Annotated in this window: 23 protein-coding genes and 1 tRNA gene; 8 read left to right on the top strand and 16 right to left on the bottom strand. The window is 57.0% G+C overall.

Translation table 11 applies throughout. The features are described 5' to 3' along the window. Positions 1 to 856 precede the first annotated feature (856 nt). On the bottom strand, positions 857 to 1,012 hold the full coding sequence (locus Q1A43_RS21960) for a hypothetical protein (protein WP_299938971.1): 156 nt from the start codon (positions 1,010 to 1,012) through the stop codon (positions 857 to 859). A 51-nt stretch (positions 1,013 to 1,063) separates the two neighbouring features. Between Q1A43_RS21960 and Q1A43_RS21955 the strand changes: the two genes are divergently transcribed. From Q1A43_RS21955 to Q1A43_RS21935, 5 genes are all read left to right on the top strand, one after another. Beyond that, positions 1,064 to 1,660 carry an SCP2 sterol-binding domain-containing protein gene (locus Q1A43_RS21955; protein ID WP_299938969.1) on the top strand — a complete coding sequence of 199 codons (597 nt, stop codon included), beginning with the start codon at positions 1,064 to 1,066 and terminating at the stop codon, positions 1,658 to 1,660. Beyond that, complete coding sequence (locus tag Q1A43_RS21950) at positions 1,660 to 2,637, top strand: peptidase U32 family protein (RefSeq protein WP_299938976.1); 978 nt, start codon at positions 1,660 to 1,662, stop codon at positions 2,635 to 2,637. The genes Q1A43_RS21955 and Q1A43_RS21950 overlap by 1 nt, the downstream gene beginning before the upstream one ends. A 3-nt stretch (positions 2,638 to 2,640) precedes the next feature. Further along, positions 2,641 to 3,543: a U32 family peptidase gene (locus tag Q1A43_RS21945; RefSeq protein WP_299938967.1), complete on the top strand. Its 903-nt coding sequence runs from the start codon at positions 2,641 to 2,643 to the stop codon at positions 3,541 to 3,543. Positions 3,544 to 3,554: 11 nt separating this feature from the next. Continuing rightward, a complete protein-coding gene (locus tag Q1A43_RS21940; protein WP_299938964.1) occupies positions 3,555 to 4,070 on the top strand; it encodes a DUF2478 domain-containing protein in 516 nt (171 codons plus the stop codon). Between the two features lie 111 nt (positions 4,071 to 4,181). Further along, positions 4,182 to 6,329: an ATP-binding protein gene (locus tag Q1A43_RS21935; protein WP_299938961.1), complete on the top strand. Its 2,148-nt coding sequence runs from the start codon at positions 4,182 to 4,184 to the stop codon at positions 6,327 to 6,329. 2 nt (positions 6,330 to 6,331) lie between these two features. Here the strand turns inward: Q1A43_RS21935 and hutU are convergent, their stop codons facing one another. From hutU to hutI, 4 genes are read right to left on the bottom strand one after another with little or no spacing between them, the layout of a single operon-like run. Continuing rightward, entirely contained in the window at positions 6,332 to 7,996 is a 1,665-nt protein-coding gene (gene hutU / locus Q1A43_RS21930) for a urocanate hydratase (RefSeq protein ID WP_299930419.1), read from the bottom strand. Beyond that, a complete protein-coding gene (gene hutG, locus Q1A43_RS21925) occupies positions 7,993 to 8,793 on the bottom strand; it encodes an N-formylglutamate deformylase (RefSeq protein ID WP_299938959.1) in 801 nt (266 codons plus the stop codon). The genes hutU and hutG overlap by 4 nt, the downstream gene beginning before the upstream one ends. Next, positions 8,790 to 10,325 carry a histidine ammonia-lyase gene (hutH, locus tag Q1A43_RS21920; protein WP_299938957.1) on the bottom strand — a complete coding sequence of 512 codons (1,536 nt, stop codon included), beginning with the start codon at positions 10,323 to 10,325 and terminating at the stop codon, positions 8,790 to 8,792. The genes hutG and hutH overlap by 4 nt, the downstream gene beginning before the upstream one ends. Beyond that, entirely contained in the window at positions 10,322 to 11,515 is a 1,194-nt protein-coding gene (gene hutI, locus Q1A43_RS21915; protein ID WP_299938954.1) for an imidazolonepropionase, read from the bottom strand. The genes hutH and hutI overlap by 4 nt, the downstream gene beginning before the upstream one ends. A 98-nt stretch (positions 11,516 to 11,613) precedes the next feature. Here hutI and Q1A43_RS21910 point away from each other — a divergent pair, with 98 nt between their 5' ends. After that, positions 11,614 to 12,984 (top strand): formimidoylglutamate deiminase, encoded by a 1,371-nt coding sequence (locus Q1A43_RS21910; protein ID WP_299938974.1) that lies wholly within the window; start codon positions 11,614 to 11,616, stop codon positions 12,982 to 12,984. Positions 12,985 to 13,032: 48 nt separating this feature from the next. Here Q1A43_RS21910 and Q1A43_RS21905 read toward each other — a convergent pair whose 3' ends face one another. The 10 genes from Q1A43_RS21905 to Q1A43_RS21860 all read right to left on the bottom strand — a co-directional run bounded on the left by Q1A43_RS21905 (position 13,033) and on the right by Q1A43_RS21860 (position 22,252). After that, positions 13,033 to 13,716 carry a UTRA domain-containing protein gene (locus tag Q1A43_RS21905; RefSeq protein ID WP_299938952.1) on the bottom strand — a complete coding sequence of 228 codons (684 nt, stop codon included), beginning with the start codon at positions 13,714 to 13,716 and terminating at the stop codon, positions 13,033 to 13,035. Between the two features lie 53 nt (positions 13,717 to 13,769). Then, positions 13,770 to 14,906: a M56 family metallopeptidase gene (locus Q1A43_RS21900; RefSeq protein WP_299938949.1), complete on the bottom strand. Its 1,137-nt coding sequence runs from the start codon at positions 14,904 to 14,906 to the stop codon at positions 13,770 to 13,772. Then, positions 14,896 to 15,294 (bottom strand): BlaI/MecI/CopY family transcriptional regulator, encoded by a 399-nt coding sequence (locus Q1A43_RS21895; RefSeq protein WP_299930401.1) that lies wholly within the window; start codon positions 15,292 to 15,294, stop codon positions 14,896 to 14,898. Before Q1A43_RS21895 ends, Q1A43_RS21900 begins: the two co-directional genes overlap by 11 nt. Positions 15,295 to 15,492: 198 nt before the next feature. Next, positions 15,493 to 15,771, bottom strand: a complete 279-nt coding sequence (locus Q1A43_RS21890) for a DUF2160 domain-containing protein (RefSeq protein ID WP_366944295.1) — start codon at positions 15,769 to 15,771, stop codon at positions 15,493 to 15,495. 1 nt (position 15,772) lies between these two features. Further along, positions 15,773 to 16,570: a carbohydrate ABC transporter permease gene (locus Q1A43_RS21885; protein WP_299930394.1), complete on the bottom strand. Its 798-nt coding sequence runs from the start codon at positions 16,568 to 16,570 to the stop codon at positions 15,773 to 15,775. A 9-nt stretch (positions 16,571 to 16,579) separates the two neighbouring features. Then, positions 16,580 to 17,443 (bottom strand): sugar ABC transporter permease, encoded by an 864-nt coding sequence (locus tag Q1A43_RS21880; RefSeq protein WP_299930391.1) that lies wholly within the window; start codon positions 17,441 to 17,443, stop codon positions 16,580 to 16,582. Beyond that, on the bottom strand, positions 17,440 to 18,525 hold the full coding sequence (locus Q1A43_RS21875; protein WP_299938945.1) for an ABC transporter ATP-binding protein: 1,086 nt from the start codon (positions 18,523 to 18,525) through the stop codon (positions 17,440 to 17,442). Before Q1A43_RS21875 ends, Q1A43_RS21880 begins: the two co-directional genes overlap by 4 nt. 1 nt (position 18,526) lies before the next feature. Further along, a complete protein-coding gene (locus Q1A43_RS21870; RefSeq protein ID WP_299938942.1) occupies positions 18,527 to 19,591 on the bottom strand; it encodes an ABC transporter ATP-binding protein in 1,065 nt (354 codons plus the stop codon). Between the two features lie 159 nt (positions 19,592 to 19,750). Continuing rightward, a complete protein-coding gene (locus Q1A43_RS21865; RefSeq protein ID WP_299938939.1) occupies positions 19,751 to 21,484 on the bottom strand; it encodes an ABC transporter substrate-binding protein in 1,734 nt (577 codons plus the stop codon). Positions 21,485 to 21,868: 384 nt separating this feature from the next. Then, a complete protein-coding gene (locus Q1A43_RS21860; protein ID WP_299938938.1) occupies positions 21,869 to 22,252 on the bottom strand; it encodes a DUF983 domain-containing protein in 384 nt (127 codons plus the stop codon). Between the two features lie 123 nt (positions 22,253 to 22,375). Between Q1A43_RS21860 and Q1A43_RS21855 the strand changes: the two genes are divergently transcribed. Then, positions 22,376 to 23,737 carry a PLP-dependent aminotransferase family protein gene (locus Q1A43_RS21855; protein WP_299938935.1) on the top strand — a complete coding sequence of 454 codons (1,362 nt, stop codon included), beginning with the start codon at positions 22,376 to 22,378 and terminating at the stop codon, positions 23,735 to 23,737. Between the two features lie 116 nt (positions 23,738 to 23,853). Continuing rightward, positions 23,854 to 24,525 (top strand): hypothetical protein, encoded by a 672-nt coding sequence (locus tag Q1A43_RS21850; RefSeq protein ID WP_299938933.1) that lies wholly within the window; start codon positions 23,854 to 23,856, stop codon positions 24,523 to 24,525. 86 nt (positions 24,526 to 24,611) lie between these two features. Here Q1A43_RS21850 and Q1A43_RS21845 read toward each other — a convergent pair. Next, a tRNA-Glu gene (locus Q1A43_RS21845) sits at positions 24,612 to 24,686 on the bottom strand. Positions 24,687 to 24,688 lie beyond the last annotated feature (2 nt).

Below are 24,688 nucleotides of genomic sequence, written 5' to 3'. Positions count from 1 at the left end.
GTGATCGCCGCTAAAGCAACCGTCTTCAGGAAAGTCCTGCGAAGTGTCATAATTTCCTCCCTTATGACCTCGTGTCGGCGGGCCAAAGCTCCTCTGCCCATCGGCCGCCAAAATTTGTCGCATCCGCGATTCTTGTGCCATCAGGCTACTGTGGTTCAGATGCGTATTGCCAGATCAGTCTGAAATAAGATCGTTTCAAATGCAACAACTTTGACACTGGAAGATTTCCGCCAATTCGACGCAGGACTCAAGTTATTGAAAAATAATACAATTTACACCTTCCGCCGACTAAACCTCTACTGAAAACGTGCCAATTCACCCTATGTTACCGCAATCAGAACCGACATCGGGGCCGTTCCGAACGGCTCACCAAAGGCCATGGTCGTCTCTGACGAGATCAAACAATGGGCCAGTTCGAAAGTTTCGGGTTGCAGCTGCGTCTCCCCCCCTAGCAGGCTATCCCTGACAGCGCTCAGCCACTCAAAACCAGCAAGAACGACGCGCCTCTTGTCGCTGGCTTTGATCAACAACCTCGGTTCTTTGGGCATCGGTCCAAACTGAATTCCACCAGCAAGGCTTTCGGCGCAGGTCAGGTGAAAAGCGGCTCGCTACCCATCGGCCAGTATACTAGGATGTTAGCCATACCCTCTGCTCTGCCGTCCTGCACCAAATCTTGAACCAGAGCGCAACGCGTGATTTAGACCGGCCGCCAGTGCCGTATGCAACATCGGCTAGACAAGGCCACAACGGTTGGTTTCAACCGGCTATTGTGAGCGAGACACATCCCCTAACCTGCGAGACCGAAAAACAAAACCGGCCCTTACGCTCTTGGCACGGCGCAATGCACCACCAGCATTTATAGGCGGACCGACATAGGGGCCTTGATCTGCTTGAAATGATCCGTGTCACCGCGCCATCCCAAAAGGGATCGCAGGGTTGGAGACGGGGGCAAAGGGCGCTTTTCTAGCTCCGGAAAGGGCAATGGCACCAGCTTGTCAGCAATTTTGCCCACCAAAATTGACGATTGTCAAACCCACATCTTCAGCGCGGGGATAGGCCAAATGTGAAAACTTTTACCTATGATAGGAAAGGAGCCGGTTTGCATATCGACCCGCCCCCATCAGACACACCGCCCCCTATCCCGCGCGCGCCTTTGGCGCTGCGCGCACTGCTGCGGGTCCTGCCCCTGACCTCGATGTCTTGGTCGCTGACCGCTTATTCGCGCCGACTGGCCAATCGGCATCCGGGCTTGTTCCGGCGTCTGGGGCAGCACGATCAAGCCCGTTTTATTCTTGATCCAACCGATCTGCCGATTGTGCTGCGCCTGCATCCCAACCGCGGTGTGCCAAACATGGCTATGCTGCGCAAAGCAGATGACTATGACGTCGCTATTCGCGGCCCCTTAGCCGCACTTCTAGGCCTTGTTCATGGAGCTTATGACGGCGATGCGCTATTCTTTTCCCGCGATTTGGTGGTCGAGGGCGACACCGCCGCCGCCCTTGCCCTGCGCAACGCGGTGGATGACGCCGAATTGGACCTGACCGAAGAACTGGCCCAGATCACCGGCCCGCTTGCGGGCCCTTTGCGTCAATTCTCGGCGCTTGTCGAACGGCGCACTGGCGTCTGTTTGCACCGATCCGAAGAGGCTGGATTATGGTGATGGAAATTGTCTGTCCTGCCGGAACCCCCGCCGCGCTACGTGCCGCAGTCAAGGCCGGGGCGCATACCGTTTATTGCGGTTTTGCCGATGAAACCAACGCCCGCAACTTTCCCGGTCTAAACTTTGATCGCGATGAAATGCGCGAGGGCATCGCCTTTGCTCATCACCGCGGCTCCAAGGTTCTGGTGGCGATCAACACCTATCCGCGTGCCGGGGATGAAGCGATCTGGCACAACGCCATAACCGACGCCAAAACCGCCGGGGCCGATGCGGTGATCCTTGCTGATCCCGGATTGCTCGCCTATGGGCGCGACAGGCACCCCGATCTGCGCCTGCATTTGTCGGTTCAAGCGGCGGCAGCCAATGCCGACATCATAAACTTCTATGCCGATGAATTTGGAGTCAAACGCGTGGTTTTACCTCGGGTTTTATCTGTCCCAGAGATCAAGGCCATCAACGCCGAAACCAAGGTCGAAACCGAAGTGTTTGTCTTTGGCGGGCTTTGTGTGATGGCCGAGGGTCGCTGCTCGCTTTCGTCGTATGCCACCGGTGAAAGCCCGAATATGAACGGTGTCTGTTCCCCCGCCGAACATGTGCAATACCACGAAACCGGCGGCGCGCTTGATGCCAAATTGGGCGGCTATACCATTCATCGCGTTGGTAAAAACGAACCGGCCCCCTACCCCACCCTGTGCAAAGGGCGCTTTAAGGCCCAAGAGCTTACCGCCCATCTTTTCGAAAATCCGGTGAGCCTCAATGCCGAACAGCTGATCCCGCAATTGGCATCGGCGGGTGTGACCGCGCTCAAGATCGAAGGGCGGCAACGCTCGCGGTCCTATGTGGCGCAGGTGGTGCGCAATTTCCGCGCTGCGGTTGACGCACTTGAGGCCGGTCAACCCATGCCCAAGGGTATGATGGCGCGCCTTTCTGAGGGCGGAGCCACCACCGCCGGTGCCTATAAAAAGACCTGGAGATAAACCGTGGAACTGACTGTTGGACCGAATCAATTCTTCTGGTCGGCCGGGGATTGGAGCAGCCTTTATCAGGGGCTTGCCGCCACGCCGGTGGACCGGGTGGTTTTGGGCGAACTTGTCTGCTCAAAACGCCTGCCGTTTTATCAAAAGGACATCCCCGAGGCGATCTCGCCCCTCGTGGATGCCGGCAAAGAGGTGATCTTGACCTCGCTTGCTCTTGTCACCTTAAAACGTGAAAGAAAAATGACCGACGAGCTTTCCGAAATGGGGGTCATGGTCGAAGTCAACGACCTGACCGCACTCGCCAGCTTGCCGGCGGAAACCGCTTTCGCCGTTGGCCCGTTGGTCAATGTCTATAACGAGGGCACCCTGCGTTGGTTGGCCTCTCGCGGCGCAAAACGGGTTTGCCTACCTCCGGAACTCCCGCTGTCTTCGGTAAAGGTGCTCTGTGCAACCGGGGCGGAATTGGGCATGGCGATCGAGGTTTGGGGCCATGGCCGCCTGCCCTTGGCAATCTCGGGCCGCTGTTATCACGCCCGTTTGCATGGCCGTAGCAAAGACAATTGCCAATTTGCCTGCGAAGACGACCCCGATGGATTGGATGTTTTGACAATGGACGACAAACCGTTTTTGGCCATGAACGGTGTGCAAACCCTGTCGGACACCTATGCCAGCACGGTGTTTCAACTCTCCGCTTTGCGTGATACCGGGGTCTCTGCCCTGCGCCTGTCACCGCAAAGCACTGGTTTTGCGAACATCTGCACGACCTACCGCGCATTGATCGACGGGGCAGACCCATTGGACATCGCGACCAGATTGGCCGAAATTGATCCATCCGCGCGGCTCTCTGATGGGTTTCTCACCGGGGCGCGAGGCGTGGATTGGTCGGCAACAACAGCCGCAGAATAAGGAGCATTCCCATGAAAATCGCAGTAGTCAGCGCCGCTGGAAAAGGAGAAACCGACCGGCTTTTGGCCGAAACGGCCCAAACGCTATTGGACAACGGCATTTCCCTTGCCGGGATCGTCAAAGAGATGCGCCACACAAGCCAGTTCGAAAACGGCTGTGATATGAAGGTCCGGGTTTTGCCCGATGGCAACATCATCCAGATCACCCAAGACCTCGGGGCCGGTTCCGATGCCTGTCGGCTTGACCCATCCGCCATCGCCGAAGCCGTTGCCCAAGTTGAAAGCAGCGACTTGGCCCAAGCACAGTTGTTCATTCTCAACAAATTTGGTCCAGAAGAGGCCGCTGGACATGGCTTTGTCTCGGCAATTGGAAAGGCGGTTGATTTAGGCATTCCCGTCCTTGTCGGAGTCAGCCCTGCAAGCCGCGCAGAATTTGACCGGTTTGCCGACGGTCTGGCCGTCGAATTGCCCGCGAATGTCTGCTCAATCCGGACATGGTGCCAAAGGGAGATTGCGGTTCAAGTCTAACCCCAAAAGACACGGCCCCCTGCACCAAATAACATCACATGATTGTTTTTTCTTTGGAGAACAGCAGCTTTGCGTTAGCGTGCCCGAAACAATTTTGAGAGAATTAGCAGCATGCCAATTACTCGCGGCGGCATTCCGGGGGATGAACTTCAACAAAACCTAAGAGCACATTATGACCCGTTGTTTCGCGTCGTAGTCCTGTTGAGTTTTGTTGCTCTGGTGATCAACGTCTATCGCGTTGTGGTTGACGGGCCGATGTATCACAGCGTGATCCAGCTTGTCGTCGTTGCGGTCATGACGATCACACTTTCTTTCCGGCATCGGTTTTCCCAAAGCACCGTTGCATGCTTTCTTATGTCGGCTTTCTTTGTCGGGTGCGTTGTCGGGTTGCTCCGCCTTGGTTTGGGGGCCGCGGCCCTACTGGCCTTCGTGCTCATCCCGATGTTTTTGGTTGTCCTATCCTCTTACAAAAACGCTATCTTTTCACTATTCGGGATAGCTCTGACCATTCTGATTGTCGGCTACTTGCATGTGTCGGGGGGCATCAACTCCGAGTCCAATTTGGCCGACCAGAATAGAGAGTTCATGTCATGGCTCATCCTCGCATTGGTTTTCACCAACGTCACCTATGCCGCCGTCTATATCACTGACCGCCTGCGCAGCTATTGGTCCAGCACGTTTGATGATCTCAAATCCAGCCATGACGAAGTCAACGCGCTGATCGAACACTCGCCCACTGCGATTTTGATTTACGATGTCGACAGCAATAGCTTTGTGCGCGCAAATCCCAGAGCCGCTGAGTTGTTCAGCACCAGCGCCGATGAATTGACAGGCAAGCCTACCTATCTAGACCTCTTTGCCGAACCGGTTTCTTATGATCCTGCCACAACGCAAAACTTGCAAGATCATATTCTAGCCGCGCTTGGCGGCGAAACGCGCATCTTCGAAACAGAGCTTTTGCCCCCCCGAGGCGCGCCGGTCATGTGCGAACTGACACTCAACCATTTGCCACTGGATGGGCGGCGTTTTGTTCGCTTTACCGCACAGGACATCCGCCATCGCAAAGAGGCAGAGATTGAACGCAAATCTCTTGAAGCCCAACTGGCGCAATCTCAACGGCTCGAAGCCGTTGGCAAGCTAAGCGGAGGTGTTGCCCATGATTTCAACAACTTGCTGGCAGTTATTCTTGGCAATGCCGAAATGCTGCGCGATGCAACGCAAGACACAGAACAATTGGCGATGTTGGATTCAATCACCTCATCTGTTCAACGGGGCGCAGATCTGACGCAAAACATGCTTAGCTTTGCCCGCAAGGCGCGGCTTAATCCGCAGGTGATTGACCTCAACGAAATTGTCCGCGACCTCAAGAATTGGGCCGGGCGAACCGTTCCGGCAAATATCGATGTAGAGGTGTCATTGCTCGCGGGGTTATGGCCGATTGAAGTTGATCAAAGCGCCCTGCAAAACGCTATTCTCAACCTATTGATCAATGCCCGTGACGTCATGCCTGATGGTGGCAAGCTGACCATAGAAACCGCCAATTTGCGCATTGATGACGACTATATTGTTGAGCGCGGAGAAGAGGTGCCGCCCGGTCGCTACACGCTTTTGGCGATCTCAGATACGGGCAGCGGCATCCCAGAGTCGACGATTAACCGCATTTTCGAGCCCTTCTTCTCCACCAAGCCGGCTGGCAAAGGCTCTGGCTTGGGCTTGTCGATGGTATTGGGGTTCATGCGCCAGTCTGGCGGTACGGTACGCGTCTATTCGGAACCCGGCGAAGGCACGACATTCAAGCTTTATTTCCCCACCAGTAAATCCAGCAAACTGAGTGAGGCGCAAAAAACCGCAAACCGCGCCAGCCTGACAAAAGGCGGCCAAACCGTTCTCGTTGTCGAAGATGAGCCCGAGCTGCTTGACCTGTTGGTCACCACTTTATCCAACGCAGGGTACAATGTTGTTGCAGCCTCATCGGGGGATGAAGCTTTCGAAGTTTTCCAACGCAGCCCCGGCTTTGACCTCCTTCTAACTGATATCGTCATGCCCGGCACGCTTCAGGGCACGTCGTTGTCCCGTGCCCTGCGCGAATTGAACCCAGATTTGCCCGCTGTTTTCATGTCGGGATATGCCAGCGAAGCCACCGTTCATGGCAACGGGCTACGCCCCGAGGACATCCGTCTGATGAAACCGGTCACCCGATCTGCGCTTTTGGCCGCATTGGACAAAGCACTGAAACCAGCGACGCCCCCCGAAGAGTAAGCTCACAGTATTCCCGGCAAATCCAAATCGTGTTCGCGGGCACAATCCTTGGCCTCATCATATCCTGCATCCGCGTGGCGCATCACCCCTGTCGCCGGATCATTCCACAACACATTGGCAATCCGGCGGTCCGCATCGGTACTACCGTCACAACAAATCACCATGCCGGAATGTTGGCTAAACCCCATGCCAACGCCGCCACCGTGATGCAACGACACCCATGTCGCGCCCGACGCGGTATTCAAAAGCGCATTCAACAACGGCCAATCGCTCACCGCGTCCGATCCGTCGCGCATCGCCTCGGTTTCGCGGTTGGGCGAGGCGACCGAACCGCTGTCAAGGTGGTCGCGGCCAATCACCACCGGCGCGCTTAGCTCTCCGTTGCGCACCATCTCGTTGAAGGCCAAGCCAAGCTTGTGCCGAATGCCCAAACCGACCCAACAAATCCGCGCCGGAAGCCCTTGAAACGCGATCCTTTCACGCGCCATATCAAGCCAATTGTGCAGGTGTGGATCATCAACAAGCTCTTTGACCTTGGCATCGGTTTTGTAAATATCTTCGGGATCACCCGACAAGGCGCACCACCGAAACGGCCCAATGCCTTTGCAAAACAACGGCCGGATATAGGCGGGAACAAACCCCGGAAAGGCAAAGGCATTTTCCAACCCTTCTTCCAAAGCCATTTGACGAATGTTGTTGCCGTAATCCACCGTTGGAACACCGGCCTCATGAAAGCCGACCATCGCAGCAACCTGTGTTTTCATGCTGGCGCGGGCCGCTGCTTCGACTTCTTTGGGGGCGCTTTCGGCCTTGGCACGCCACTCCGCCACGCTCCACCCCTGTGGAAGATAGCCGTTGATCGGGTCATGGGCGCTGGTTTGGTCGGTAACAATATCGGGGCGCACACCGCGCTCTAAAATCTCGGGAAACACATCCGCCGCATTGCCGATCAAGGCCACGGATTTCGCCTCCCCCGCCTTGGTCCAGCCCTCGATCATCGCAAGCGCCTCGTCCAAGGAATGGGTCTTTTCATCCACATAGCGGGTGCGCAGACGGAAATCGGCGCTTGTCTCGTTACATTCCACCGCCAGACAACAGGCCCCCGCCATCACGGCCGCCAAGGGTTGCGCGCCACCCATACCGCCAAGGCCGCCGGTCAAAATCCAACGCCCGGTTAGGTCACCACCATAGTGCTGGCGTCCCGCCTCCATAAAAGTCTCATAGGTGCCCTGCACAATCCCTTGCGAGCCGATGTATATCCACGATCCGGCGGTCATCTGGCCATACATCGCCAGACCCTTTTTATCGAGTTCGTTGAAATGATCCCACGTGGCCCAATGCGGCACCAAATTGCTGTTGGCGATCAAAACGCGTGGCGCATCGCGGTGGGTGCGAAACACGCCAACCGGCTTTCCCGATTGCACCAAAAGCGTCTGATCTTCGTCCAACCGACGCAGGCTGTCGACGATCTGATCGAAATCCTTCCATGTCCGAGCGGCCCGACCAATACCGCCGTAAACCACCAAATCATTGGGGTTTTCCGCAACATCCGGATGCAGATTGTTCATCAACATCCGCATGGGTGCTTCGGTGAGCCAGCTTTTGGCGCTAATCTCGGTCCCTGTGGGGGCGATGACGGTGCGGGAGTTGTGGCGCGGATCGCTCATGATGTGCCTTTCAACGTGGGGGCCAAATCGGCCAGTGTTTGTAGAATTTGCGAAAGCTGTTCGCGCAATGCGCCCGCTTTGTCCGGGTCATAGGTCCAGGGCGGGGTTTGGGCGGATAGGTAAGTGGATTGAGCCAGTTCAAGCTGGATCGTGTGGCGATTCTGATCCGGTGCGCTATAGTGGCGAACCGTCCAACCGCCCCGAAACCGCCCATTCAAAACCGCGCTGTATCCGGGCGCGTTCTGACAGTCCTGCCACATGGCGGCCTCGATCCGAGGATCGCAAGTCACGCCGTAATCCGTCCCGACATTCAAATCCGGCAATTGCCCGTCAAAAAGGAACGGAATGCGCCCGCGAATGGAATGGCAATCAAACAAGATCACAACCCCATGCGTGGCCAAAACCCGCTCTATCTGAGCCTGCATCGCCACGTGATAGGGCGCATGAAAGGCCACACGCCGCGCTTCGATTTCATCTTGATCCGGCGCGGATTGCCAAATGTCGCGGCCTTCAAAATCGGTCAGCGGCACCAAAGTTGTGGTGTTTTGACCGGGATAAAGGCTTGCTCCGCTTGGGTCGCGATTGGCATCAATCACATAGCGATGAAAATTGGCGCGCACCGTGGTTAGCCCGTCGACAACGCCGTCATAGAGCCGATCCACGTGCCAATCTGTATCCGCCAAATCCCGCCCAATCGGGTTGAGTTCCGCCCAAACATTGGGTGGCACAAAGGTGCCGGTGTGGGGCAAGCCAAGGATGATCGGGCTGCTGCCCTCTATCACAGAAACAGGGGTCATTGCTGAGCCTCCAATGTCGGCAACGCAAGACCAGCGACCAGTTCGCCATTTTGGATCATTGCGCTCGCGCGTGCGATATCGGGTGCCAGAAATCGGTCATCTGAAAGCGTCGCCACCTTGGTGCGCAGGGCGGCCATTGCCTGTTGCAACGGCTTTGACGTCTGCAAAGGTGACCTAAATTCAATCCCTTGCACGGCACAAAGCGCCTCAACACCCAAAATTCCCGACAGGTTGTCGTTCATCCGCATCAAGCGCCGCGCCGCATGGGCTGCCATGCTGACATGGTCCTCTTGATTGGCCGAGGTCGGAGTTGAATCAGTGGTACAGGGATTGGCGAGATGTTTGTTCTCGCTCATCAAAGCCGCCGTTGTGACTTCGGCAATCATCAAGCCTGAATTCAACCCCGGTTCCGGTGTCAGGAACGGCGGAAGATCAAAGCTCAGGCTCGGATCAACCATCAGAGCAATCCGACGTTGGGCTATCGCGCCAATTTCGGACAAGGCCACGGCAATCTGATCCGCAGCAAATCCCACCGGTTCGGCATGGAAATTCCCGCCCGACAAGATGCGCCCCTCACCAACAAGAACCAACGGGTTATCCGTCACTGCGTTGGCCTCAATTTCAAGGCTGCGCGCCGCAAAGCGCAGTAGGTCCATCGTCGCGCCCACGACCTGTGGCTGACAGCGAATGCAATACGGGTCTTGCACGCGCGTGTCGCCGTCACGGTGGCTTTCGCGGATGTCCGACCCCTCTAAAAGCGCGCGTTGAGCACGGGCAAATTCGATCTGACCGGCATGGCCGCGCAGGGTGTGAATTTCATCAACCAAAGGCGCGGTCGAGCCCATGATCGCATCCGTCGATAGCGCACCGGTGACCAAGGCGGCGCGTAGGTTGTCCCACGCCCCCCAAAGCCCCACAAGGGCGCAGGCCGTCGAAAACTGAGTGCCATTGATCAACGCCAACCCCTCTTTGGGCCCCAATGTGATCGGCGCAAGCCCGGCTTTGGCCAATGCCTCGGTTGCGGGCATAATTGCCCCGTCGAACTCGGCCTCTCCCGCACCGATCATCACCGCAGCCATATGCGCAAGCGGGGCCAAATCGCCCGATGCCCCGACCGATCCCTGCCCCGGCACCACCGGCGTCACGCCGCGCTCGAGCAGCGCTTCGATCATCTCGATCGTTGACCACGGCACGCCGCTGGCCCCACGTCCCAACGACAGCAGTTTCAGCGCCATCATCAACCGGGTGGTGGCGCGGTCCAATGGATCGCCGACGCCGCAACAATGGCTCAGGATCAGGTTGCGTTGCAGCGCCTCTGTGTCTTTGGCCGCAATCTTGAGACTGGCCAATTTGCCAAAGCCGGTATTGACCCCGTAAACGGCCTCCTCGCCCGCCGCTGCTTGGCGCACAAGCTCTGCGGCGGCCTCGACATCGGGCTTTGCGTCGCGGCTCAGTTCCGGGTTAACCCCCTGACGCCAAATAGTTTCAAGGTCAGACAGGGGCGTTTGCCCCGGTAACAGGTTCAGCGTCACACCACGCCTCCTTTGATACGTTTGTAAAGCGGGTTAAAGCCAATGCGATAGGCGAGTTCGGCCGGTTTTTGCACATCCCAAACCGCCAGATCAGCGCGTTGTCCGGGTGCAATCTCACCGCGATCCGATAGCCCAAGCGCGCGCGCCGCATGCCGTGTTACCCCGGCCAAAGCCTCTTCTGGGGTCATCCGAAAAAGGGTGCAGCCCATATTCATTGCCAACAAAAGTGACGCCAAAGGCGAGCTGCCCGGATTGCAATCGGTGGCCAAGGCCATGGGCACATCGTGATCTCGAAAGGCTTGGACAGGTGGCATTTGCGTTTCGCGTAGCGTGTAGAACGCTCCGGGCAAAAGCACCGCAACACTGCCCGCTTGCGACATCGCCTTGGCATCCGCCGCCGTTGCGTATTCAAGATGATCCACTGACAAAGCGCCCTGCTGCGCCGCCAAAGCCGTGCCACCCTGATGGCTAAGCTGCTCTGCATGGAGTTTGACCGGCAGGTTCAGCGCCTTGGCCGCGTCAAACACCCGCGCAATTTGAGCGGTCGAAAACGCAATGCCTTCGCAAAACCCATCCACCGCATCGACCAACCCGTCTTGCGCGGCAAGACGCATGGTTGGGATGACAATCTCATCCAAATAGGCAACGGCCTGCCCGGCATATTCAGGCGGTACCGCATGGGCCGCCAAATAGGTTGTCTGGACGTCGATATCACGGTGCTTGGCCAGACGACGCGCGACCCGCAGCATCCGCAGCTCGGTGTCCGCCTCTAGCCCATAGCCAGATTTCACCTCAACCGTGGTCACCCCTTCGCCAATCAGCGCATCAAGCCGGGTCAGCGCCCCTTGCAACAGCGCGTCCTCACTGGCCTGCCGCGTTGCAGTTAGGGTGGACAAAATCCCGCCACCCGCACGGGCGATCTCTTCGTAGCTGACCCCGTTGAGGCGCTTCTCAAACTCATCCGCCCGATCGCCGCCAAACACCAGATGCGTGTGGCAATCAATCAAGCCCGGCGTCACCAAACGGCCCTCAAGATCAACGCTTGCGTCTTCTCTGGCGGCGGTGGGAATATCGCCCTTCGCACCGACCCAGGCGATCTTGGCATCTCGCATCCAAATCGCACCAGTCTGGATCGCCCCATAGGGGGTATCACCGTGCAGGCTTGCCACATGGCAGTTCGTCAAAAGCATCTTGGCCTCTTGGGTATCGGGTTTTACCGCTTGTATGGGTGAGTTTTTATTGCTTATGTATAGACATAATGCGAGTCAAGAAAATGAGTCAAGATCAGATGGACACAGTTTGGGCCAAGCAGGCGTTGATTGGTGAGACATGGCAAAGCGATGTCACCCTCACACTGGACCACGGCAAGATTGCATCGATTGCGCCTGACACCCCGGCCATGGGAACAAAGGTCGGCCTGCTGATCCCGGCCCCGGCCAATGGGCATAGCCACGCATTTCAACGCGCCATGGCCGGCCTGTCCGAAGCGCGCGGCCCCTCAGGTCAGGACAGCTTTTGGACCTGGCGCCAGTTGATGTTCCGCTTTCTCGACCAACTCACACCCGAGCATGTTCAAGCCATCACCACCTATGTGCAGATGGAAATGCTCGAAGCCGGTTTTGGGGCTTCTGTCGAATTTCACTACCTGCATCACCAACCGGGTGGCACGCCCTATGATGACCTATCTGAAATGTCTCAACGTATTGTTGCGGCAGCAGAAACCTCTGGGATTGGTCTCACCCTTTTGCCGGTGATGTATCAATATGGTGGCTGCGATGGGCGCGATTTGGCCGCTGGTCAGGTGCGATTTGGCAATGATCTGGATAGGTATGCCCGGTTACTGGACGGTGCACGCCGGGCGGTCTCGGCGCTGCCCTCCGATTGTGTGACCGGCACCGCCCCGCATTCGCTCCGCGCCGTTGCGAGTGAAGATGTGCCGCGCATTGTTGAACTGGCAAGGGGTGGTCCGATCCATATGCATCTGGCCGAACAACAGGCCGAGGTTGCAGAGGTGAAAGCCGCCTATGGCGCCCGCCCGGTAGAATGGGCGCTCGACAATCTACCGATCGATGAGCGCTGGAGCCTCATCCACCTGACGCAGATGACCGCAGGTGAAACCCGCGCAATGGCCCGCACCGGAGCCAGTGCCGGGCTGTGCCCGCTCACCGAAGCCAGTCTCGGGGATGGGATTTTCGATGGGGTTCGATGGTTTGGGAATGGCGGGGCGATGGCCATCGGATCCGACAGCAATATCCGCATTTCCTTGGCTGAAGAGCTGCGTCAGCTCGATACGTCTCAACGTCTCAGAGACCATAGTTGCGCCGCCCTAGCCACGGCTGACCTCTCGACCGGGCGGCGCTTGATGGACCTTGCGGCGCGCGGCGGTGCACAGGCCGCCGGGCGTGGCAGCGGGCGGATTGAAATCGGGGCCTGGGCCGACCTTCTGGCGCTTGATACGTCCCATCCCGATCTGGCCGATCTGCCACCCGATACGGCCTTGGACAGTTTTGTCTTTGCAGGTGGAAACCATTTGGTGGCCGATGTCTGGTCTGCGGGGCGGCATTTGGTACGCGATGGTCGCCATATTGCCCACGACCAAATCCGCGAAACCTATCGCCGCGCTGTCATCCCGTTGCGCAACGCCAGTCTCACGCGGTGACAAATTCCGTCGACGGAATTTGGGCGCCCGTTGCGACGTCCCGAAACCTCAATAGCGTGTGCGCATCCGGTAGCCGGGCTGATAGCTCATTCGCACGTAGGTCACCGGCTGGCTGTTAAACCAGGTCGCGCGCTCCATCTGGAAAAGCGCCTCGCCCGTGGCGCATCCCATAAATGCCGCCAAATTCGGCTCTGCTGACACTGCGCCAAACCCGATCTCAACATCGGAAAACGGGATCGTCGCAACAAGCCATTCGTTTGGGCCAACTGCTCCGAAATCCGCCTCTTCCGCCTGCGGCAGGGCTGCTAGGTTGATCCAGCGATCCTCGTGCTGAAACGGCTGACCATCGGCAAAATGCATACATGTTAGATGCAGCACCCGATCCGCAGGACCAAGCGCCATACGCGCCCGCAGCCAATCTGGCGCGTCACAGGCCTCTCGCGCCACCAGAGCATAACGATAGACCGCACTTCGGCCTTCAACTTCCAACCGGATCAATGGGATATCAAAGCGCGCTTGCCGTTTCGGGGCGCTGCGGACGCGGGTGCCGGACTTGCGTTTGCGCTCCAACACACCTTCTTCGGCCAGCTCCCGCAAGGCCCGGTTTACCGTGGCGCGGGCGCTGCCGTATTCATCGCAAAGCTCAAGCTCGCTTGGCATCAAATGCCCCGGTGGCCAGTCGCCCGACGTGATACGGCGCAATACATCGGCTTTAATGTCTTTATAGCTCATGTCCCGGCCTCTTTTGTCTGCACCTTATCAACAAAAGCGCAGACAAAATAGGGTCAGTAGGATGAGAACACAAAACCGGCCGGTAGGTCCGATTGTACAGGCGCAGCATTGCGCGCCGCCATGCGTTCCAGATTGACGATCGTCGACAACATTAGCCGATCATGACTCCAGTCCGCCGGGCGTTGGATCATCAAAGCCGTAGCAAAGCTCAGGCTTAACAACGCTGCCAATAGCATCAGCCAACCAAAACGGGCATCTTCAACCTCGCGGGTCGCGGTCGCGGCCACAATCCGGCGTTTCAGCGTCGCGCCCCGGCGGGCATTGCGCAGGTCAACAAGACCAACCGTTGGCGTTGAGAGATGTGCACCCCGACGGGCTTGAATTGCGCTTTCACAGGCGCGGATCAAACATTCGCAATAGGCGCGGGCATCAAAACCGTGGCGACGAACAAGCGCCTGATCACAGGCATATTCCCGCATCGCGCGGATTTCCTGACGCCAGATGAAAAAGGCAGGGTTCCAGAACAAGATCGGACGCAACGCCTCGAACAGAAACTCAGTTTCCACATCACCATGGCGGAAATGCTGTAACTCATGAGCGACGACCATGCGCAAGTCTGTTCCGGAATGAAGCATCCCCGACGGCAGAACCACATAGCGATTGCGCAAACCACGGGTGGCAAAGGCAATCCGCGTCGTTTCCGACACAAGAACTTGCACGCGACCGATACGGCGCAAGACATAAGACGCCTTTAGAATTGCGCGCAGTTTCAAAGCGGCGCGCAGGGTGATCAGCACAGACAGAACCGCCCCAATCGCCAGCAAGCCCCAAAGAGCCTGAGCCAATGTCGATTGCCCAAGCAGAACATCCCGCTCAAAGCTTTCGCGTGCGCCAAGCAGCCCTTCGAACTCTGTCGCGCTCATGCTGACATTGCCAGACAAGTATTGCGCCACCAACATGTCACTTAGGTTCGGCGCTTGCGTGATCAGGGTGCCGTTTAAGCCATCCGCCACAAAAGGCGCGGCAACAAGACCGGCAATCATCCATGTCAAAAGCGTTTTTTGACGGATGAACTCAAAGCCCAGCTTTGATTTCGACAGGCCCCATCGGAGCCCCATCCAGACCGTTACACCCACTACAAGTAGCAGATTTAGGTCGATATATGCATTCAGAACAGCATCAGCGTTCATTGTCCTCCCCCAACCTTTCCTCTAGCAGCGCCCGCATCTCCATGAGCATCTCATTGGTCACGTCCTCGTCCTCCACAAGGCGCGCAACCAGAGTTGCAGGGGCATCGTTGAAAAGCTTGCTTGATAGGTTCTTAAGGCTTGCCTTTTGATAGTCTGCCTTTGGCACCGAGGGCTTGTAGACCAAGGACCGCTCTTTGCGATCAGAGGTCAAGAACCCTTTCTGTTCCATGATTTTGAGCACGGTCGCCACCGATGTGTATGCGCGTTCCTGAGCCTCATTGGCTTTGGCGTGGATCTCGCGGACTGTGCCTTGGCCGAGCTCCCAAATCACGTTCATAAACTCGAGTTCGACCTCGGTCAGAAGGGATTTGTCGTGTTTCTTGCGCATTTGCGTTGGTTTCCGGTCAAATCAGGTGTTCAGGCGAACATATACGAACATCACTCATGCTCAAAACTATTTCTTTAGTCAAAGGGTGCGGGGGGCCAGCCCCCTCTGGAGCCTGATGGCTCCATTCACCCCCGGAGTTTATCAAGCGAGATGAAAGGAGGGCCGATGCGCCCGTCAGCGCACCGGTGTCGTTTTGGGCTAGACCTTCCAGAAGCAGAAAACGCCCCAGCCGATTGAGATGAACAGCGGCCACCAGACCGGTTGCCCCACCAGCCCAAGCCACGCCAAAAAGATGTAGCTTGTGCCCAACAGGGCAATGAACAAGCGATCCCCTCGGGTTGTGGTCAAGCCGAGCACGCCTTTGCGCTCATCCCCTCCGGGTTGGCGGATTTCCAAAAACGTCAGAACCCCGATCGCGCTGAAAATTCCGATAAAAACCAAAGCCGTTGGCCAGGTCCATGCCATCCATGAAAGCATATCAAACCCTCCCCATCGCGAAGCCCTTCGCGATATAGTTGCGGACAAAATAGATCACGATTGCGCCCGGAATGATTGTCAGAGTCCCCGCCGCCGCCAGCAGCCCCAACTCATAACCCGCGCTTGAGGCGGTTTTGGTCATCGTGGCGGCGATCGGCTTGGCGTAAACCGCCGTCAACGTTTTGGCGAGCAGCAGTTCCACCCATGAGAACATGAAACAGAAGAACGCCGCGACGCCGACCCCGGCCTTGATCGACGGGATAAAGATCGTCGCGAAAAAGCGCGGGAAGCTATAGCCGTCAACAAAGGCGGTTTCGTCGAGCTCTTTGGGAATACCGCCCATGAAGCCTTCGAGGATCCATACCGCCAGCGGAATGTTGAACAGGCAATGCGCCAGAGCCACCGCGAGATGGGTGTCGAACAGGCCCACAGCCGAATAGAGCTGAAAGAAGGGCAGCGCGAAAACAGCAGCCGGAGCCATGCGGTTGGTGAGCAGCCAGAAGAACAGCTGTTTGTCACCAAGGAACCGGTAGCGCGAGAAGGCATAGGCCGCCGGAAGCGCCACTGCCACCGAGATCACCGTGTTCAACGACACATAGATGATCGAGTTGATATAGCCCCAATACCACGTGGGATCGGTGAAGATCACCTTGTAGTTTTCCAGCGTAAAGGTCTGGGGGAAAAGCGAAAACCCGGACAGGATTTCATTGGTCGTCTTAAAGCTCATCGCCACAAGCCAATAGATCGGCAACAGCAGGAAAAGGATATAGACGATGGGGACGATGGATCGTTTTTGCATGATCAGTCCTCAGTTCAGGTCGTCTTTGGTCATCAGCGTGTAAAACAGCCAGCTAACCAAAAGGGTGATTGCGAAGTAGATCAGGCTCATGGCCGCCGCCGGGCCGAGGTCAAACTGACCAAGGGCGATTTTCACCAGATCGATTGAAAGCAGCGTGGTCGAGTTGCCGGGGCCGCCACCGGTGAGCACGAAAGGCTCGGTGTAGATGTTGAAACTGTCCATGAACCGCAACAAGATCGCGATGGTCAGAACGTTTTTCATCTTGGGTAGCTGGATGTAGCGGAAGACGCTCCAATTGCTTGCACCGTCGATTTTGGCGGCTTGGTAATAGGCGTCGGGGATCGACACTAGACCGGCATAGGCCAAGAGCACAACAAGCGACGTCCAGTGCCACACATCCATGGTGACAATCGTCATCCAAGCGGCCAGTGGGCTTTGGGTCATGTTATACTCGATGCCCAAAACATGGTTAAAGAAATACCCCAACAGGCCAATATCGGGCAGCGTGAAGATGTTCCACATCGCGCCGACGACATTCCATGGGATCAGCATCGGCAGCGCCATCGTGACAAGGCAAACCGGCACCCAAAACCCCTTGCGCGGCATGGCAAGCGCGATGGCAATGCCAAGCGGGATTTCGATAATCAGGATCAGAAAGGTGAATAGGAACTGACGGCCAAGCGCCGCGTGGAACCGGTCAGAGCGCAGGATTTGCTCAAACCAATCAAGACCTTGCCAGAAAAATACGTTGTCACCAAAGGTCTCTTGGACCGAATAGTTGACCACCGTCATCATCGGGATCAGCGCGTTAAACGCCACAAGGATCAAAACGGGCAGGACAAAGAACCAGCCTTTGTTGTTTTCGGTTTTCATGCCGCAGCCTCCTGCGCTTGGGTTGCGATCCAGCCGTCGACATAAAGCCGGGTTTGATCGGGTCTAAACGACAAGTGAACGGTTCCACCTTTGTCCGGGGCCGAGCCGTTGACGACGGCGTTAACGCGTGCGCCCGCAAGATCACATTCAACAACCATATGGCGACCAAGGTCGGATACTTTGGTGACCGTTGCCGCCAGACCGGCATCGCCGATGGTGACAAACTCGGGTCGCACGCCAATCTCGGTCTTGCCGCTAGGCGTGCCGGTGATGGCCCCCTCTAGTGGGACTGCTTGACCGGCCAATAGGGCCTGACCACCTTGCACCTCGCAGGGAAGAACATTCATGCCCGGCGAGCCGATGAAATGGCCAACAAAGGTATGAGCAGGACGTTCAAAAAGCTCAACCGGGGTGCCGATCTGAACCACTTCGCCGTCCTGCATCACCACCACCTGATCGGCAAAGGTGAGCGCTTCGGTTTGGTCGTGGGTCACGTAAATCATCGTGGCTTTGACGCGTTGATGAAGCTCTTTGAGCTTGCTGCGCAGCTTCCATTTCAGATGTGGGTCAATCACAGTCAGTGGTTCGTCAAACATCACGACATTGACGTCTTCGCGCACCAAACCACGGCCCATGGAAATCTTTTGCTTGTTGTCGGGGGAAAGACCAGCGGCCTTTTGATCCAACATGTCAGTGACTTCAAGCATCTCGGCAATTGCCATGACGCGGGCACGCACCGTTTCTTCGTCTCGACCACGATTGCGTAGCGGAAAGGCGAGATTGTCGTAAACCGTCATCGTGTCGTAGATCACCGGGAACTGAAACACCTGCGCGATATTGCGTTTGTCCGGGGTGAGTTCGGTCACGTCCTGACCATCAAACAAGATGCGCCCTTCGGACGGAACCAACAGGCCCGAGATGATATTGAGCAAGGTAGACTTGCCGCAACCAGACGGCCCAAGCAACGCATAGGCCCCACCATCCGACCAATCCAGATCGATCTCTTTCAGCGCATAATCAGAGGGGCTAGAGGGATTGGGATAATAGCTGTGGCGTAGTTTTGAGAGAGTGATTTTGGCCATGTTACGCCACCCGTGTGCCGTCGGGTGCAAAGAAGTAGCACTCCGATGGGTTCATATGGAATTCATGTAGCGCGCCGACCTCGTAGGGATGCACGCCATGAGAGAGTGATACCCACGACCCCTGCCCCATTTCGAAATGGGCGCTGGATTCGGATCCGGTCAATTCGGTCACCTGCACCCGGCCCGACATGCGAACCTGTGTGTGATCTGTGGCCACTGGCAACACGTGATGGGGGCGGATTGCGATGGTATAATCGCCATCGCTCAAACCCGCTGCCGCGCCGCTCACGGACCAGCTCACACCGGCGTTCAACATCACCTGATCGCCCTGCTTGACCACAGGCGCGGTGTTGATGGGCGGATCGGAAAAAACCGCCGCCGCCTGTACGTTTTCGGGGTTGCGATAGATGTCTGCGGTTGTGCCAAATTGCGTCACACGCCCGTCATCCATCAACGCGGTTTCCCCGCCAAGCATCAGCGCCTCTTCGGGTTCCGACGTGGCATAAACCACAACGGCCCCGCGCCCGGCGAACAGTTCGGGCAATTGCGCCCGCAGCTCTTCGCGCAGCTTATAGTCAAGGTTTGCAAGGGGTTCGTCGAGGAACACCGCCCGGCTCTCCTTGGCAATCGCGCGGGCTAGCGCACAGCGCTGTTGCTGACCACCGGACAATTCATGCGGACGACGATCCAACATCGGGCCCAATTGCAATAGGCTGGCGGCCTCTTCAACACGGCCTTCAAGTTCGGATTTCGCCATGCCCGCCACCTTGAGCGGCGAGGCGATGTTTTCGCGCACGGTCATATGCGGGTAATTGATGAAAAACTGATGGACGAGGCTGATCTTGCGCTTTTGCGTGCTAAGTTTGGTGACGTCGGTCCCATCCATCATCACGCTGCCGTCTGCAATAGGATCAAGGCCGGCCATCAGCTTGATAAGCGAGGTCTTGCCAGATCCAGTTGCGCCCAGAAGAACGTTAAAGTGACCAGTCTCAAGGGTCAGGGACACAGGTTTGATGTGCAGATCGCCGCCAACCCGTTTGGTCACCTGTCTGAGTTCGAGTGCCATAAGGCGCTACTCCTTTCACCTATGCCCCCGGGGGGATGGGTTGGCACGGGCGGTGAATAGTGGGGAAACTGGCCCCAATCCTTGTGCGCAAGAACCAGAGCCAAGAGGGAGTGAGTGAGCAGGCCGCGATGGAGGAACCGCGGCCTGCGTCAGGAGGAGTTACTCAGACGCCCAACGTGCAACCAGCTCGTCATAGTTGACGGTCTGACCGGCGGGTTTCTCGTTCTCCAAAGGAGGCTTGGCACCGCCATTGGCGTACCAATACTCTGCATCCTTTTCCTCGTTCAGGCGTGGGCCACAGCCGCCATAAACATTCGCCTGCTCGTCTGCGCGCTGCATACGGGCCATGGTGATGTCCATTTCTTCGGCCAGACGGTTCATCGCTTCTTGCGGAGTAAAGGCACCCGAGTTCACGTCGCCAATCTGCTGCCACCAGATTTGTGCCAGTTTCGGATAATCCGGAACGTTCACACCGGTTGGCGACCATGCCACACGATCGGGCGAGCGGTAGAACTCGACCAGACCACCAAGGTTTTCAGCACGCTCAGAGAAGCTGTCGTGGTTGACCGAGCTGTTGCGGATGAAGGTCAAACCCACGTGGGATTTCTTCACATCAACAGTTTTGGATGTCACGAACTGCGCATAGAGCCATGCGGCCTGAGCACGCTCTGACGGTGTGGATTTCAGGAATGTCCAAGAACCAACGTCTTGATAGCCAACCTTCTGGCCTTCTTCCCAGTATGGGCCGTGTGGCGAAGGTGCCATACGCCACAAGGGCTTACCAGCTTCGTCAACCGTGTTGTTGCCTTCGGACTGTGGCTTGACCATGTCCGCTGTAAACGCGGTGTACCAGAAGATTTGCTGAGCAACATTACCCTGCGCCAAGGCTGGCAGTGACTGATAGAAGTCGTAAGACGCCGCACCAGGAGGCGCATAAGCACGCAGCCATTCGTCCCATTTGCGGATCGCATAAACAGCCGCTGGGCCGTTTGCAGCCCCACCACGAGACACGCTTGCGCCCGCTGGGTTACACGAACCGGCTTCCATGCGGATGCCCCATTCGTCGATTGGCACACCGTTTGGCTCACCTTTGGAACCGGCACCAGCCATCGAAAGCCACGCATCGGTCATACGCCAACCAAGGTCAGGCGCGCGTTTACCGTAATCCATGTGGCCATAAATTGCGGTACCGTCGATTTCTTTGACATCATTGCTAAAGAATTCGGCGATGTCTTCATACGCGGACCAGTTGACCGGAACACCGAGGTCATAGCCGTATTTGGCTTTGAACTGTTCCTGCAGATCGGCGCGGTCGAACCAGTCTTTGCGGAACCAATAGAGGTTCGCAAACTGCTGATCCGGGAGCTGATACAGGTCGCCATCGGGGCCGGTTGTAAACTGGCTGCCCATAAAGTCGGCCAGATCAAGAGTTGGCGATGTCGTGCCCGCCCAATCGCCTGCCATCTGGTCAGTCAGGTTATAGGCCAGCTGAAGACGCGAGTGCGTGCCGATCAAATCGGAGTCATTGACGTAGCCGTCATAGAGGTTCCGTTTGGTCTGCATCTGGGTCTGAACCGCCTGCACAACTTCGCCTTCACCAAGAATCTGGTGATTGACTTTGATGCCGGTGATTTCCTCAAACGCTTTGGTCAGAACTTCGGATTCATAGCTGTGCGTTGGAATGCCTTCGGACAGGACGTTGATTTCCATGCCTTTGAACGGTTCCGCCGCCGAGATGAACCAGTCGAGTTCGGACTTCTGTTCGTCTTTGGTTAGGACAGACGGCTGGAATTCCTCGTCGATCCATTTTTGGGCCGCTGCCATATCGGCATGCCCCATTGTTCCCGCAATCACAGCGGACGCTGCAACGGCGGTGAAAAGATACTTCCGCATCTTTCTCTCCTCCCTGAATGTAATGCCGCGGATGTTCACCCTTGGCTGTATTATGGGTGTCACATTGCGGCGCGCGCTGTCAAACTAATTTTTTAGTAGACATTATGCACTGGTAAAACTGACTATTTCTCAGATGGTTACCAGAAACAGAAAAGGGCAACCCCAACTCTGGGATGCCCATCAACTTACGCAAAGCGAACAAAAACGCAAATTATTTCTGGTCATTTCGAAAGATTCGGAACCCACTTCCAAACCCAAACATCAGCCAAAGCCCCTCGGTTTCTTATTTCCGAAAACATCCCGGGGGTGAATTGTCGTCTGCGACAAGAGGGGGCTGACCCCCTCACCCGCCCGCGGCGCGCGCCATCCTAACGGTCTTCAGGATCAGAGTCCGTACATCCGTTTGGCCCATTGAAATCCGATTATCAGACCCTTCATTCGGGGCAACAACAACAAGCTGCTGCTCATGGTCAACGCCAATCCGATCAACACTATGGTCATCGGTTCCGGCCGATAGGTGACAAACGAATAGTGCAAACCAAAGGCCAAGATATGCCCGACAATCAGAATGGTCAGATAAGCCGGACCGTCATCCGCCTTGGCCTTGTGCAATTCCAACCCACAGCAATCACAGGTCTCATTTACCTTCAGATAACTGTGTAGAACCTTGCCCTTGCCGCACTCCGGACAGCGTAGCAAAAGCCCCCGCCCGATGGCCCGTTTGATATTGCGCTCTTGCGGCTCGACAGCACTATTCACATCCGACATGGAGACTCTCCTAGGGTCACTCCTGAAATCATGATCGCCTCATAAACCTTCACAAAATTGAATGCAATCATTATGCATACAAATTGATTGCAATAGTGTCGCAGCTCCGGCAAAAGCCCTGCCATGACCCATTGGACTCCAAGCCTAAGCGACTCCGGCACCCCGATCTACATCGACATCGCCGAAGCCATCCACGCCGATATTACCGCGGGCACCCTGCGCCCCGGTGATCGCCTGCCACCGCAACGCACCTTGGCCCAGGCCTTGGGTCTCGACTTTTCGACCATATCGCGCGCCTACACCGAGGCCACCCGGCGTGGCTACACCGAAAGCTTTGTTGGGCGCGGCACCTTTGTCACCGCATCCTCCCAACCCCGCGCCGCGCCGCGTTTGGTCGAAGAAGACCCGCGCATGAACATGCCCCCCGAACCGACCGATCCGGCCCTGTTGGCACAAATGCAGGCTGGCTTTATCGCCCTCGCCCCGCAATTACCCAGCTTGATGCGCTATCAATCAACAACCGGTTTGGCCGCCGACCGGGAAACCGGCGTGATGTGGCTCGAGCAAAACGGATTGACCCAAGACCCGGCGCGCCTTGCCATTGCCCCCGGCTCTCATGCGGCGATCCACGCGATCCTCTCGCAAATGGCTGATCCCGGTCTGACGGTCCTGTGCGAAGACCTCACCTATCCCGGCATACGCGCCATTGCAGCCCAACTTGGCCTGCGCCTGATCGGGGTTCCGTCCGACGGCGACGGCATTCAAACCAAAGCACTCTCTGATTTGATCATCGCCCACCGCCCGGTTGCGCTGTATCTCAATCCAACGCTGCAAAACCCAACAACCCGGACAATGCCCGCCAAACGACGCCGAGAGGTGGCCGCAGTGCTGCAAATGCACGACCTGCCGCTAATCGAAGACGATGCCTATCTCTTCACGGCCCAAGATGCCCCGGCACCAATCTCCAGCCTCCTGCCCGGTCTGGCTTGGCACGTGATGGGCCTGTCCAAACTGCTCGGGGCCGGATTGCGGCTGGCCTATGTCAGCGTCCCGACCCGGGGCCAAATGGCCAGCTTTGCCCAAGCTCTGCGCGCCCAAAACGTCATGTCGTCGCCGCTTAGCCTCGCATTGGCTGGGCGTTGGTTTCAGGATGGCACCGCAACGGCGTTGCAATCCTTTCTGCGCAACGAAGCCCGCGCCCGCCAAAACATGGCGACCCAGCTTTTGCCCGACCTCACCCTCACTTCCGCGCCAGAGGCCTACAACATTTGGCTTACCCTTCCCCAAGACACCAGCCGCGCCGACATCCTGTCGCGTCTACGAGGCCTTCAAATCGGTGTTATGCCGTCTGATGCTTTTTGCACCCTCGACACGGCCCCCGAGGCGCTGCGTATTTGCCTCGGCGGTCCGATAAGCCGCGACCAACTAGAATCCGATCTGCTCGTCCTGTTGGATGCGGTCGAACGCCAAGATTGGCTCGGATAGGCCACTCCTCACGTCCCAAACCATCGCCAAAGGGCGCAGACGCGGGTGCTGGAAAACCTGACCTGACACCTTTGCAATCCTTGGATATCCAACCCAGACAGCCAAGGAGCAGCAACATGGACATTTCGGTCATCGCAATATTGGTCATCGCAAGCCTCATCGGGTCGGGCCTGATTGCCCTTGCCATACGACGCGGCGGCCAAAGCGAAGAAAAAATCCAAGAATTTGCGCGGGCCCAAGGTTGGCGCTACTCTCAGGATCCGCAAACCGGGACAACGCGGCTTCGCGATCTCAAGGACGATTGGACGCTTCAAATCATCTTTTCGGGCGATGGGGCCGTTGATGGCATGACGCATCGCCGTGTGGAATGGCACAGCCCGCATGGTGCTTTGCCCGAGGGTGAAGCCGTGCTTGGCATGCCCTTACCAGAGAAAAGCGTCGCCATGATGCAAGCCGGTGGTGCCTTCGGACAGCAAATCCTCCAAGCCTCGCTCAAGGCAACGCTGCACGCGTTGGGTAAAACAGGATTCGATCTTCGCATTGACGAAGACACCGCCGGCGATCCCGGTGGCGTTGTCATGGCCACTCCCGGCCAAGAAACCGCTATGAACACCTTGCGCAAAAACGTCACCCTCGCTGACATCCGCAGCACAACTAAAACCGAGGCGGTTCCGGTGATTATTCGCAACCCCGATGGCCTAACTCTGCGCCGGCCCGGCGCGGTCAAAGACCTCCAAGACCTCACCGTCATGGTCGATCTCGGGAAATCCCTACGGGACGACCTTTAGGAACTGGGCTGCAAGCCTGATGGCAACTCGGTCGCAAACGGCCCATCAGGGCAATTCATCGAGAATTTAGTGAGGAGTTGAAAAAGTGGTACTCCGTACGAGAATCGAACTCGTCTTTCCAGGTTGAAAACCTGGCGTCCTAACCGATAGACGAACGGAGCGC

It is taken from the genome of uncultured Pelagimonas sp. (assembly GCF_947498515.1).
Taxonomy (GTDB): domain Bacteria; phylum Pseudomonadota; class Alphaproteobacteria; order Rhodobacterales; family Rhodobacteraceae; genus Pelagimonas.
Note: the sequence above shows the minus strand (reverse complement) of the source record. Positions and strands in the feature narration are given on the sequence as shown.